The organism is Peptoniphilus obesi ph1 (assembly GCF_000311865.1).
Classification (GTDB): Bacteria; Bacillota; Clostridia; order Tissierellales; family Peptoniphilaceae; genus Peptoniphilus_E; species Peptoniphilus_E obesi.
In genome coordinates this window covers 342,538-355,628 of the sequence record NZ_HE978580.1, presented here as the reverse complement: position 1 = coordinate 355,628, position 13,091 = coordinate 342,538, and the positions used below count along the sequence as shown (strand labels likewise).

General features: G+C 30.4%; 12 protein-coding genes and 1 other annotated feature (1 of these 13 running past the window's edge). All 12 genes read left to right on the top strand.

Features of this window, described 5'->3' with window-relative positions; translation table 11 throughout:
- Nucleotides 1-80, top strand: a binding site (T-box leader) (it extends 172 nt beyond the left edge of the window).
- 83 nt (nucleotides 81-163) lie between these two features.
- Complete coding sequence (locus HGPB_RS01630) at nucleotides 164-1,222, top strand: ABC transporter substrate-binding protein (RefSeq protein ID WP_019131932.1); 1,059 nt, start codon at nucleotides 164-166, stop codon at nucleotides 1,220-1,222.
- Between the two features lie 10 nt (nucleotides 1,223-1,232).
- Nucleotides 1,233-2,123, top strand: coding sequence for an ABC transporter permease (locus tag HGPB_RS01625; RefSeq protein WP_019131931.1), 891 nt, complete (start codon nucleotides 1,233-1,235; stop codon nucleotides 2,121-2,123).
- Nucleotides 2,116-2,895 carry an ABC transporter ATP-binding protein gene (locus HGPB_RS01620; protein ID WP_019131930.1) on the top strand — a complete coding sequence of 260 codons (780 nt, stop codon included), beginning with the start codon at nucleotides 2,116-2,118 and terminating at the stop codon, nucleotides 2,893-2,895. Before HGPB_RS01625 ends, HGPB_RS01620 begins: the two co-directional genes overlap by 8 nt.
- 241 nt (nucleotides 2,896-3,136) lie before the next feature.
- On the top strand, nucleotides 3,137-4,354 hold the full coding sequence (locus HGPB_RS01615; RefSeq protein ID WP_019131929.1) for an iron-containing alcohol dehydrogenase: 1,218 nt from the start codon (nucleotides 3,137-3,139) through the stop codon (nucleotides 4,352-4,354).
- A gap of 186 nt (nucleotides 4,355-4,540) precedes the next feature.
- Nucleotides 4,541-5,581, top strand: coding sequence for a 3-dehydroquinate synthase (gene aroB / locus HGPB_RS01610; RefSeq protein ID WP_019131928.1), 1,041 nt, complete (start codon nucleotides 4,541-4,543; stop codon nucleotides 5,579-5,581).
- A gap of 1 nt (nucleotide 5,582) precedes the next feature.
- The gene (locus tag HGPB_RS01605) at nucleotides 5,583-6,818 is read left to right on the top strand and encodes a 3-phosphoshikimate 1-carboxyvinyltransferase (RefSeq protein ID WP_036738009.1); all 1,236 of its coding nucleotides are present in this window, start codon (nucleotides 5,583-5,585) and stop codon (nucleotides 6,816-6,818) included.
- A complete protein-coding gene (gene aroC / locus HGPB_RS01600) occupies nucleotides 6,808-7,902 on the top strand; it encodes a chorismate synthase (RefSeq protein ID WP_019131926.1) in 1,095 nt (364 codons plus the stop codon). Before HGPB_RS01605 ends, aroC begins: the two co-directional genes overlap by 11 nt.
- 1 nt (nucleotide 7,903) lies before the next feature.
- Nucleotides 7,904-9,163: a shikimate kinase gene (locus HGPB_RS01595; protein ID WP_019131925.1), complete on the top strand. Its 1,260-nt coding sequence runs from the start codon at nucleotides 7,904-7,906 to the stop codon at nucleotides 9,161-9,163.
- Nucleotides 9,144-9,599, top strand: coding sequence for a type II 3-dehydroquinate dehydratase (aroQ, locus tag HGPB_RS01590; protein WP_019131924.1), 456 nt, complete (start codon nucleotides 9,144-9,146; stop codon nucleotides 9,597-9,599). The genes HGPB_RS01595 and aroQ overlap by 20 nt, the downstream gene beginning before the upstream one ends.
- Entirely contained in the window at nucleotides 9,580-11,583 is a 2,004-nt protein-coding gene (gene pabB / locus HGPB_RS01585) for an aminodeoxychorismate synthase component I (protein ID WP_019131923.1), read from the top strand. The genes aroQ and pabB overlap by 20 nt, the downstream gene beginning before the upstream one ends.
- Nucleotides 11,584-11,599: 16 nt before the next feature.
- Nucleotides 11,600-12,367 (top strand): 3-deoxy-7-phosphoheptulonate synthase, encoded by a 768-nt coding sequence (aroF, locus tag HGPB_RS01580; RefSeq protein WP_019131922.1) that lies wholly within the window; start codon nucleotides 11,600-11,602, stop codon nucleotides 12,365-12,367.
- A gap of 4 nt (nucleotides 12,368-12,371) precedes the next feature.
- Entirely contained in the window at nucleotides 12,372-13,091 is a 720-nt protein-coding gene (locus tag HGPB_RS01575) for an aminotransferase class IV (protein WP_019131921.1), read from the top strand.

Genomic DNA, 13,091 nt, shown 5'->3' with positions numbered 1-13,091 from the left:
GACCAATATGATAGTATTGATGAGAGTGCTTAATTGCAAAATTGGGTGGTACCGCAGAAGTTATGACTTTTGTCCCTTTATAAGGGATGAAAGTCTTTTTTTATTCCATCCTTCTCACTTTAATTGTCTATTGAAAAAATAAAAAATAAAAGGAGATAAGAAAGTGAAATTAAAAAAATTATTAGTTTTAGTGTTAGCAATGGTGATGGTTTTAACTGCATGTTCAAGTAAAAAAAATACAGAAGGTGCAAACAATAAAGAAAACAAGACTGGAGTAGAAGAAAGTGCAGATAAGAAAGATCTTAAAGTAGGAATAATACAATTTGCTCAACATGGATCTTTAGATAATTGCCGTGAAGGTGTTTTACAAGGTTTAGAAAAATCTGGCTTTAAAGATGGAGAAAATCTAACAGTAGATTATCAAAATGCTGAGGCTGATATGGGAATTTCTAGCCAAATAGCATCTTCATTTGTAGCGAATAAATACGATATGATAATTGCTATTGCAACTCCAGCAGCAATGAGTGCTTATAATGCAGCTGAGTCAACTGATATTCCCGTTGTGTATACAGCAATTAGTGATCCAGTTGGTGCACAACTTGCAAATGAAGATGGAACTTCTGTAGGAAATATTACAGGAACAAGTGATGCTCTTCCAATAGAAGCTCAATTAAAAATGATAAGAGAAGTTTTACCAGAAGCTAAAAAACTTGGTGTAATGTATACAACAAGTGAAGCGAACTCAATTTCAATGGTAAAAACTTATGAAGAATTAGCTCCAAAATATGGATTTGAATTAATAACAGAAACTGTAACAACTACAGCTGATATACCAATGGCAGCAGATAATATTTTATCTAAGGTAGATGCTTTGACAAATTTAACAGATAATACAGTTGTTAATTCACTACCAACAATATTAGACAAGGCTAATAAAAAGAATATACCGGTATTTGGATCAGAAATTGAACAAGTTAGAATAGGCTGTTTAGCATCAGAAGGTATTGAATATATTTCTCTAGGAGAACAAACTGGAGAAATGGCAGCAAAAATCCTAAATGGAGAAGCAAAAGCAAGTGACATGAAATTTGAATTAATAACAGAATCAAGTCTTTACTTAAACACAGAAGTTGCTAAAAATTTAGGAATAGATTTTAACCAATCATTAATGGATAGAGCTGTTGAAAAATTCGATAAAATAGAAACAGCTAAACAAAACTAAAGGTGATTTGATGGATATGATACAAGGAGTTTTGGAGCAAGGTTTAACTTATGTTTTCCTTGCTCTAGGACTATACATTGCTTATATAATTTTAGATTTTCCAGACCTTACTGTTGATGGAAGTTTTCCACTCGGAGCAGCAGTTAGTGTATTTTTTATAGTAAAGGGAATAGACCCACTTCTAGCTTTGATATTAAGTTTTTTTGCAGGAACACTAGCAGGTATTGCAACTGGACTAATACATATAAAATTAGGAGTAAAGGACCTTTTATCTGGATTAATTATGCAAACGGCCCTCTATACTATCAATTTATTTATAGCTGGTAAGGCCAATGTTCCAATTTTTAATAATGATACAATTTTTAATAATGATTTTATAAATTCTGTAGTTCCAGAATCTTTATCAAATTATAAAGTTTTAATTGTCATGCTACCAATAGTAATAATTATTAAACTTGGTCTTGATGCTTTTATGAAAACAAAAGCAGGTTTTATATTAAAAGCTACTGGAGATAATCCAAATCTTGTAAAAACTTTTGCAAAAGATCCTGGCATGATAAAAATTCAAGGGCTTGCCATATCAAATGGTTTTGTTGCTTTAAGTGGAGCCTTGGTTGCTCAAGAACAAAAATTCTTTGAAATCTCAATGGGAACAGGCTCTATGGTTATGGGACTTGCAAGTGTTGTTTTAGGGATGAAGCTCCTTGAAGGAGTAAGTTCAATTAAGGGAACAACAAAGGTGGTAATTGGATCTATACTATACAAATTGAGTATTGCAGTTGCTATAATGATAGGTCTTACAGCAAACTCAATGAAATTAATAACAGCCATCATATTCTTAATAATTCTTGTAATGGGTGATGGAAGAATCAAGAGAAAGAAGGTCAAATTAAATGCTTGAATTAAAAAATATTTATAAATATTATAATCCAGATACTATAAATGAATTTCAAGTTTTTAATGACTTTAATTTTAAGCTTGATGATGGAGATTTTGTTTCAATAGTAGGAAGTAATGGTTCAGGAAAAACAACCATGTTAAATCTTATCTGTGGCAATGTGGAAGCTGATAAGGGAAAAATAATAATAGATGAAAAAGATATAACTAATGAAAAAGAACACAAAAGATATAAAAAAATTGGCAGAGTTTTTCAAGATCCCTCAATGGGAACTTCTCCTTCTATGACTTTACTTGAAAATATGTCTATGGCAGATAATAAAGGCAAGCCATGGAATTTATCTTGGGGGATAAATAAAAAAAGAAAAGATTATTATAGGTCAATTCTTGCTCCGATTGGACTTGGACTTGAAGATAAGTTAGATGAAAAAGTAGCTTCTTTATCTGGCGGACAAAGGCAAGCTGTTGCTTTACTAATGGCAACTTTAACGCCAATTGATTTTTTAGTTTTAGATGAGCACACAGCAGCACTTGACCCAAAAACTGCAGATATAATTATGGAAATCACAGATAAAATTATTAGAGAAAAAAAATTAACTGCACTTATGGTAACTCACAATTTAAAATATTCTTTGAAATATGGCAATAGGATAATTATGATGCATAAGGGCGAAATAATCTTAGATAAAAAAGATCAAGAAAAAGAAAAAATAAATGTTGATAATGTTCTTGATGAATTTAATAAAATAAGTATAGAAGTTGGAAATTCTGTTTAAAAATTTATTAATTTTGATATCTACCCTCTTTACTGGACAAAACAGTGAGGAGGGTATTTTTTATTTGTGTTATCTTTTAATATTTGTAAATCTTAAGCAATACAAAAGGAATAAAAAAAGATATTACATTTGATGAAAAAATATGTTTACTTATTTAAAGTTAGTGATATTAGTACAAATTAAAGGGTATATAAATTGTGATATGAAGTAAATTTATATATAAATTTTAGGAGGTATTTTTATGGCTAGATTTACATTGCCAAGAGATATTTATCATGGTAAAGGATCATTAGAAGAACTTAAAAACTTAAAAGGTAAAAAAGCAGTAATTTGTATAGGTGGAGGTTCAGTTAAGAGAAACGGCGTCCTACAAAGAGCTGAAGATTACTTAAAAGAAGCAGGAATTGAAACTAAATTAATAGAAGGAATCGAAGCAGACCCATCAGTTGATACTGTTATGAATGGGGCAAAAGTTATGGAAGAATTTGGACCAGATATTATCATAGCAATTGGTGGAGGATCTCCAATAGATGCAGCAAAAGCTATGTGGATTAAATATGAATATCCAGACATCACTTTTGAAGAAATGTGCGAAGTATTTGGACTTCCTGAATTAAGAAAGAAAGCACGTTTTGTTGCAATTTCTACAACTTCAGGTACTGCAACAGAAGTTACAGCTTTTTCAATTATTACAGATTACGAAAAGGGTATCAAATATCCAATAGCTGACTTTGAAATAACTCCAGATATAGCAATTGTAGACCCAGATCTTGTAGCTACACTTCCTCAAAAACTTGTAGCTCACACTGGTATGGATGCTTTAACTCATGCAATAGAAGCTTATGTATCTACTGCAAATTGTGCATACTCAGATCCACTTGCATTATCTGCAATCCACACTGTTCATAATGAATTAATTAAATCTTACAATGGCGACCAAGAAGCAAGAGCAAAAATGCATGATGCTCAATGTTTAGCTGGTATGGCTTTCTCAAATGCTTTACTTGGTATAGTTCACTCAATGGCTCATAAAACTGGAGCAGCTTTTGATGATTATGGTGCTCATATTATTCATGGAGCAGCAAATGCTATGTATCTTCCAAAAGTAATAGCTTACAATGCTAAAGATCCAGTAGCTAAAAAACGTTACGGAGTAGTTGCTGATTATATGGGACTTACAGGCGCAAATGATGACGAAAAAGTTCAAGCAATTATTAAAGAATTAAGAAGAATGAATGATGAATTAAATATTCCACATTCAATCAATAAATATGGAAAAGATTCATATCCAACAGAAGAAGGATTTGTTCCAGAAGAAGTATTCCTAGAAAGGCTTCCAGAAATAGCTAAAAATGCTATAGCTGATGCTTGTACAGGATCAAACCCACGTCAACCAAACCAAGAAGAAATGGAAAAACTTCTAAAGGCTGTTTACTATGACAAAGAAATTGATTTCTAATTAAAGATTTTAAGACCGAGGGATAAAACCCTCGGTTTTTTAATTTATTTAGAAAATTAAAGGAAGGATCAAGAAATAGCTTTAATATGCTTGATTTATTAGTATAATAGAGATGATAAATTCATATTTAAGATCTATAATTAAAAGTTAAAAAATATAATATATAATAAATACAGGTGGTGGATTATGCTTATAGAAGTAAAAGAAAATAATTATAATATAGAAATAGATGAGGGAATTGATAAAAAATTAATTAATTATTTATCAAAAGATGAAAAAAAGAAGATTGCTATAATAACTGATGCTAATATCTATTCAATTTATAAAAAAAGAATAAACAGAATATTTAGAGATCTTGATTATTATGTTTTTGTAATTAGGGCAGGAGAAGGTTCTAAATCTTTCGATTTTTATACAAGGATTTTAAACTACTTGTGCGAAAATAATTTCACAAGATCAGATACAATCTTGGCCTTTGGTGGCGGAGTTACAGGAGACTTAGCAGGCTTTGTAGCATCAACTTATCTAAGAGGAATAGAATATGTTTGCGTTCCAACAACTTTATTAGCTATGGTTGATTCTTCTGTTGGAGGTAAAAATGGTATCAACTTCTTTAATTTAAAAAATCAAGTTGGAACTTTTTATTTCCCAAGCTATGTGCATGTGGACCATTCTTTTGTAAAAACTTTGGATAAGAGAAATATAAATAATGGTTTGGCAGAAATGTTTAAGTATGCAATTTTAGATGATAGGGATTTGTTTGATGAATTGTGTAAGGATTTTTCTGAAATAGATTTAGAAAAGGTTATAGAAAGATCTTTAAGAATAAAATTAAAATATGTCTCTGGTGATGAAAGAGATATGGATAAAAGACAGTATTTAAATCTTGGACACACTATTGGTCATGCTATAGAAGCTTTGAGTAAATATTCTGTAAAACACGGAGAAGCTATTGCTCTTGGTATAGTATTTATGGCTAAGGCAGCTTATAGGATGAAATTAACAGAAGATGATTTTTATAATGAAATTATAGATGCTTTTGAAAAACATGGTTTAATGACAGAGTATGATTTTAATCTTGATTATGCTATGGAGATTATAGAGCATGACAAAAAAGTAAAAAATGGAATGATTAATATGATTATTCCTACATCAATAGGATCTGCTATAAACAAGGAAGTAAACCTAGAAAGTTTAAAACATTTTATTGAAATCGGCATGGAATAAGATGGACATTTTATTAGATAATAAAAGATTATCTGGGACCATAGATGCAATAAGTTCAAAATCATATGCGCAAAGAGCAATTTTTGCTGCAATACTTGCAAGAAGAAAATCAAATATAGGGCTGGACACTTTATCAGAAGATATTGAGTCAGCTATTTCTTGTGCAAAAGCCCTTGGTTGCAAGATTAATTATAAAGATAAAACATTGACAATAGATTCTTCAGCTGAATTTAAAAATAATATAGTGGTTGATTTAGGAGAATCTGGAACAACGCTTAGGTTTTTACTTGGTCTTCTTCCTGTTTTAAACATTAAGGCTAAAATAATAAGAAGAGGAAGCCTTATCAAGAGGACCAATGACCTGCTATTTAATCTTTTAAAGTCTGCTGGAGTAAAGATCAGGGAAGAAAATGAAAATATTTATATTGAAGGTTTTCTTGGTCAAGGAAATTATAGTTTAAGAGGGGATATTAGTTCTCAATTTATATCCTCTCTTTTGTTGAGCCTTGCTTATCATGATAAGAAAAGTCTAGTCAAATTAGAAACTAAACTCCAATCAAAATCCTATGTTGATATGACAATAGATGTCATGGAAAAATTTTCTGCATCAGTTGAAGAAAAAGAAAACAAATATATAGTTTCAGGACCTTATAGACCTACTGATTACAAGGTTGAAAAAGACTGGTCCAACTCTTTATTTTTTATAGGAGCGGGAGTAGAAGTCAGGGGACTAAATTTTAATAGCAAACAAGCCGATATGAAGGCCATGGACTTTATAAAAAAGCTTGGTTATGAAAATATTTCAAATTGCGGAGTGAAAATTAAGAAACAAAGAGAGGCTGATGAATATAGGATTCTTGATGCAAAAGATATGCCAGATACTGTTCCAATATTAAGTGTTTTATCTGCTAAAGAAAAAGGATTTACAAAAATAGTTAATGTGGAAAGATTAAAGTATAAGGAAAGTGACAGGATAAAATCAAGTTTAGATCTTTTGAACAGATTGGGAGTTAAGGCTGTTTATAAAGATGATTCAATCGAATTTGAAGGAAGAGGAAGCTTTACTGGAGCTGAAATAAATACTTATAATGACCATAGGATTGCTATGTCAGCGATTATAGCCAGCTCTTTTTCTGAAGATAAGATAAAAGTTTTTGGAACTGAATGCATTGATAAATCTTACGCAAATTTTTTAGATGATTTTAAAAGGCTAGGAGGATCTTATAGTGTCATATAGTTTTGGAAAAAATTTAAGAATCACTGTTTTTGGGCAATCACACTCAGATTCAATAGGTCTTGTAATTGATGGACTAGGTGCAGGAATAAAAATAAATTATGAACTTATTGATAGGCAACTTGAAAGAAGAAAACCTGGCAAAAATAAGTTAACTACTAAAAGAAAAGAGGACGACGAGTATAAATTTATTAGCGGAATTGTTGATGACTATACTTGTGGCTCAAGCATATGTGCTGTAATAAAAAATAAGGATTATATAAAAAAAGATTATGAAAATCTAAGGAGAAATCCAAGACCATCCCACGCTGATTATCCAGCCTTTGTTAAGTATCATGGCTTTAATGATATTAGTGGTGGAGGACAATTTTCAGGAAGATTAACAGCCCCTATAACAATTGCAGGAGCAATAGCACAAGATATTTTAAGCAAAAAGGGAATAAAAATAGTTACTAGGCTGGAATCGATTAATATAATTGAAGATTGCAAAATTGATTACGATAATTTAGAGTTTTCTGATTTAGAAAATCTATATTTAAAAGATTTTCCAGTTCTTGACCAGACGAAAAAAAGACAAATGTCTGATTTAATAGAGGAAGTTAGGAAAAAAGAGGACTCAGTTGGAGCAGTTGTAGAATGTTTTGCTTTTGGGCTTCCAGTTGGAATAGGAGAGCCTTTGTATGATTCTGTTGAGTCTAAAATTTCATCTGCAATTTTTTCAATACCTGGAGTAAGGGGTATTGAGTTTGGTAGAGGATTTGCAGCGACAGAAATGCTTGGATCAGACCATAATGATGAATACTATATAGATGAAGAAGGGAAGATTAAAACCCGAACTAATAACCATGGTGGAGTTATAGGAGGGCTTACAACTTCTATGCCAATAATTTTTAGAACAGCTTTTAAGCCGACAAGCTCTATTTCAAAAACACAAAAAACTGTAGATTTAAAAAATAAAGAAAATACTGAGTTAAAAATTATTGGAAGGCACGACCCTTGCATAGGAATAAGGGCAGTTCCAGTAGTAGAAGCTATGGCAGCGATAAGCCTTTTAGACCTGATGATGACTGGTTGGGATTTAAGATAAAATGAAAGAATTTGATTTAAAAAACTATGGATTGATAGGAAAATCTCTTGGCCATAGTATGTCTAAATATATACATGGAGACCTTTGGGGATACGATTATAAATTACAAAATTTGAACGAGTCTGAGCTTGACTATTTTTTAAAAGAAAAAAATTTCAAGGGACTAAATGTAACAATTCCTTATAAAGAAAAGGTCATAAAATATTTAGATAAATTAAATGATTTAGCTGAAGATATCGGCGCAGTTAATATAATAAAAAATAATAATGGCAAACTTGAAGGCTACAATACAGATTACTATGGCTTTGACTATATGCTAAAAAGAGCAAATATTAGCTATGATGATAAAAAAGTTTTGATACTTGGCAGTGGTGGAGCTAGTAAGATGGTTCAAAAGTATTGCAAGGACAAGGATGCAAAAAAAATAATTGTTATATCCAGGACTGGAGAAAATAATTATGAAAATTTGGGTAAATTCAAAGATTTCGATGCAATAGTCAACGCAAGTCCAGTTGGAATGTATCCAAAAAATTTGGAATCCAAGATAGATATTGATTTATTTACTAAGTTAGATAGCGTGGTTGATTTAATTTATAACCCACTAAAAACAAAACTTTTGCTAGATGCAGAATCTGAAAATATAAAAATTGCATCTGGTTTAGATATGTTAGTTGGTCAAGCTTTTTATTCAGCTGAAATATTTTTTGATAAAAAACTAGACCAAGCTAGTATAGAGAAAACTTGCAAATTATTGGAAAGAGAAATTATGAATATAACTTTTGTTGGCATGCCAGGATCTGGAAAAACTAGGATGGCAAGCTTGCTGGCAAAAGATTTAGGAAAAAAATTAATAGATATAGATAAAGAAATTGAAAAAAAAGAAAAGTTAAATATAGAAGATATCTTTAAATATAAGGGTGAAAAATATTTTAGGAAAATTGAAAGCCAAGTCTTGCTTGATTTTTCTAAAGAAAGGGGACAAATAATTTCAACTGGTGGCGGCTCAATTTTAAGTGAAATTAACAGGCATGCCATAAGACAAAATTCATTTGTTATATTTTTAAATAGACCGGTTGAAAAACTTTCGAGAAGAAGGAGACCCCTTTCAAAAGACTTAGAAAGTCTAAAAAACATGTATGAAAAGAGAATTTCTTATTATAAAGAAGTTTCAGATATAGAGATTGATGTTGAAGAAAGCATATCAAAAACATATGAAAAAATAAAAAGGAAACTTATAAAACATGAAATTATTAGTGATTAATGGACCAAATATTAATATGCTTGGTATAAGAGAAAAAAGTATTTACGGCAGCAAAAACTATAAAGACTTGCAAGAATATATAAAAATGATTGGCAAAAGAGAAGCAATAGAAATAGATGAGTTTCAAAGCAACTATGAAGGAGAAATTGTCGATTGCATACAAAAAGCTTACCAAGTTTATGATGGGATAATAATTAATCCTGCAGCCTATACTCACACAAGTATAGCAATATTAGATGCTTTAAAAGCGGTTAATATACCGACTGTTGAAGTTCATTTATCAAATGTAAGTAAAAGAGAAGCTTATAGACAAATTTCTTATGTTAAAGAATATGCAATAAAAAGATATGTAGGTTTATCTTTTTTAGGATATGAAGAAGCGATTTTATTTTTGAAAAAGTATTTAGGAGAGAAAAATGAAAACCTTAATAATTGATAACTATGATTCATATACTTACAATTTATATCAGCTAATTTCAGATGTGAATAAGGAAAAGGCGATAGTTATTAAGAACGATGAAATGACTTATGATGAAATTGTAAAATTAAATTTTGATAATGTCATTATATCGCCAGGACCTGGAAGACCAGATAAAATCGAAGATTTTGGAGTATGTGGTGAAATTATAAAAAAATTGGATAAACCAATACTTGGTGTTTGTCTTGGGCAACAGGGAATATTTCATTTTAGCGGAGGAGAAATAGTTAAGGCTAAAACTCCAATGCACGGAAGATTAAGTAAAATTAATCACAATGATAAGAATCTGTTCAAGGGAATAAAACAAGGTTTTAAAGCTACAAGATATCATTCTTTAGTTTGTAAAGACCAAGAAATTGAAAATATAAATATAGATGCAAGGTCAGAAGATGGAGAGATTATGGCAATATCTCACAAAACAAAGCCAATCTATGGCCTACAATTTCATCCAGAATCTATATCAACAGAATTTGGTTATGAAATGATGGAAAATTTTAAAAGGCTCACTGAAGATTTTTATAAAAATCATTCTGACTTAAAATATACTTGCCTGGATAAAAAAATTGACACAGGACTTTTATATAAAAATTTAAAAAAATATGATGAAAAATTAATTTGGCTTGATAGTTCAGCTGTAATTGATGGATTGTCAAGATTTACAATTTTTGCTTTTAGAAATGGTAGAAGATCTCATTTAATTAAGTATAATGTAGATAAGAAGATAGTTGAAAAAATTTTTAATGATGGGAAAGTTCAAGAATTTGAAACAGACATATTTTCCTATTTAAAAGAAAATAGACTTTCTTGGCCGTATAATGAGGATTTAGAATTTGATTTTCAATTGGGTTATGTTGGATATCTTGGCTATGAATTAAAAAAAGATACAATAAGTGAAGAAAATAAACACAGTTATCCATATCCAGATGCATACTTTGCCTATGTAGATAGGGCAGCCGTTTATGACCATAAAAAGGATAAACTATATTTATTGTCATATAAGAATGACGAAGATTTTTCAGACGAAATTAAAAATATTTTAGATAATATTGATGAAAATATAGATGAAGCTGGAATAGATGATAAAAATTTACCAGAATTAAGTTTGGTAAAGGATAAAGAAGAATATATAGGCGATATTGGTGAGATTGAAAAATTAATCGAGGAAGGCGAAAGCTACGAAGTTTGTCTTACAAATCGCTTGGATATAAAAGGATCGATTAATCCAGATAGGTATTATATGCTTTTAAGAGATGCTAGTCCTGGACCTTATAGCTGTTTGGTAAATTTTGATGAAATCTCAATAGCTTGTTCATCAATGGAAAGATTTATTAAAATTAATAAGGATAGGATAATTGAAACAAAACCTATCAAGGGAACTATAAGAAGAGGAAAAGATAAAAAGGAAGATCTTGAACTTATAAATGCTCTAGAAAATGAAGAAAAAACTTTTTCTGAAAATCTTATGATAGTAGATTTGCTTAGAAATGATTTGGGAAAAGTTTGTAAAATTGGAAGTGTAAAAGTTCCAAAACTTATGGATGTAGAAACTTATTCAACTCTTCATCAATTAGTAAGTACCGTTGAGGGAGAAATTTCTGATTCATACGATATAATTGATGTAATAGAAGCAACTTTCCCAGGCGGATCAATGACTGGAGCGCCTAAAAAGAGGACTCTAGAAATAATTGATGAACTTGAAAACTATCCAAGGGGAATATATTCAGGATCAATAGGATACATTTCAAATAATGAATGTGTGGATTTTAATATTGTAATTAGAACTGCACTAATTGAAAAAGATAAAGCAAGTATTGGAATCGGAGGAGCGATTATTTATTTATCCGATGCAGAAGAAGAATACGAAGAAATATTACTAAAGGCTAAGGGTTCACTAAAAGCCTTAAGTTCATATTATAATAAAGACCTTAGTGACGTAAAATAGAAATATAGGAGAGACAATGCTAGAAAAGCAAGAAAAAAAGATTATAAAACTAAAAAACCTAGAAATTGGTAGCGGAAAAGCTGCATTCATAGCAGGCCCATGTTCTATAGAATCGGAAAAACATATTATAGAAGAAGCTCTTAGCTTAAAAGAAATTGGATTAGATATTTTAAGAGGAGGAGCATTTAAACCTAGAACCAGCCCATATGATTTTCAAGGCTTGGGTCTAGAAGGAGTTAAATATTTAAGAAAAGCAGCTGATGAAGCAGATGTTCCTATGATCACAGAAGTATTGAGTGAATTTGATATAGATGATATGTATAAATATGTTGATATTTTTCAAGTAGGTTCTAGAAATATGTATAACTATTCCTTGCTAAAAAAACTAGGAGAACAAGATAAACCAGTTATGCTAAAAAGAGGATTTTCTGCAAGCTTAGATGAATGGATGAATGCTGCAGAATATATAATTAAGGGTGGAAATGAAAATGTTATATTCTGTGAAAGAGGAATTAGAACATTTAATGACTACACCAGAAACACACTTGATTTGGCGGGAGCTGTTTTAGTAAAAAAATTAACATCAAGACCCGTTTTCTTTGATCCAAGTCATGGAACAGGAAGAAGAGATTTAATAGAGCCAATGACAGCTGCAGGGCTTGCAGCAGGACTTGATGGAGTTATTATTGAAGTCCATAAAGATCCAGACACAGCACTTAGTGATGCAAAGCAAACAATAGATTATGAAAGTTATAAACAAATAGTAGAAAAATATAAAGAGTGATTTTATGAAAATTAATTTAGATGATGGTTATAGTTTTGGAAGAGGTTTATTTGAAACAATAAAAGTTGTTGATAAAAAAGCTTTATTTTTAACAAGACACCTTATTAGATTAAATAATAGTTTGGAATTTTTTGGAATAGATAGGAAAATTTCTGAAGACGAAGTTTATAACTTTGTAAGATCACAAAAAAATAGCGACTATGCCCTAAAATTATCAGTATCTGAAAAAAATACTATATTTACGATAAGGACCGATCCTTATAGACTAGTGGATAAATCTAGGATGCTTAAACTTTGCATATCAGATGTAAAGAGAAATTCAACATCTCATACGGTTTATCACAAATCCTTTAACTATTATGACAACATTATTGAAAAAAGAAAGGCTAAAGAAGCTGGTTATGATGAAGTTGTTTTCTTCAATGAAAATAATTTTCTAGCTGAAGGAGCAGTCAGCAACATATTTTTTGTTAGGGATAATAGTTTATACACCCCAGCTTTAAAAACAGGAATTTTAGCTGGAACTATGAGGGATTATATAATCAGCAAAAATGATGTCAAAGAAGTTTATCTAAAAAAATATGACATGAAAGATTATGAAGCTTGTTTCATTTGTAATTCACTTATGGGAATTTTACCAGTTGGGCAAATAGATGAGTTTGAATACAAGGAAAATGATCTTGTAAAAGATTTAATAGGAAAACTTGAAAAGATAGGTTTTTAA

What these genes read in the sequence shown, in the direction of transcription:
- HGPB_RS01625 (WP_019131931.1), top strand. Translation starts at nt 1,233, where the DNA reads ATGGATATGATACAAGGAGTTTTGGAGCAAGGTTTAACTTATGTTTTC.
- HGPB_RS01620 (WP_019131930.1), top strand. Translation starts at nt 2,116, where the DNA reads ATGCTTGAATTAAAAAATATTTATAAATATTATAATCCAGATACTATA.
- HGPB_RS01615 (WP_019131929.1), top strand. Translation starts at nt 3,137, where the DNA reads ATGGCTAGATTTACATTGCCAAGAGATATTTATCATGGTAAAGGATCA.
- aroB (WP_019131928.1), top strand. Translation starts at nt 4,541, where the DNA reads ATGCTTATAGAAGTAAAAGAAAATAATTATAATATAGAAATAGATGAG.
- HGPB_RS01605 (WP_036738009.1), top strand. Translation starts at nt 5,583, where the DNA reads ATGGACATTTTATTAGATAATAAAAGATTATCTGGGACCATAGATGCA.
- HGPB_RS01595 (WP_019131925.1), top strand. Translation starts at nt 7,904, where the DNA reads ATGAAAGAATTTGATTTAAAAAACTATGGATTGATAGGAAAATCTCTT.
- aroQ (WP_019131924.1), top strand. Translation starts at nt 9,144, where the DNA reads ATGAAATTATTAGTGATTAATGGACCAAATATTAATATGCTTGGTATA.
- pabB (WP_019131923.1), top strand. Translation starts at nt 9,580, where the DNA reads ATGAAAACCTTAATAATTGATAACTATGATTCATATACTTACAATTTA.
- aroF (WP_019131922.1), top strand. Translation starts at nt 11,600, where the DNA reads ATGCTAGAAAAGCAAGAAAAAAAGATTATAAAACTAAAAAACCTAGAA.
- HGPB_RS01575 (WP_019131921.1), top strand. Translation starts at nt 12,372, where the DNA reads ATGAAAATTAATTTAGATGATGGTTATAGTTTTGGAAGAGGTTTATTT.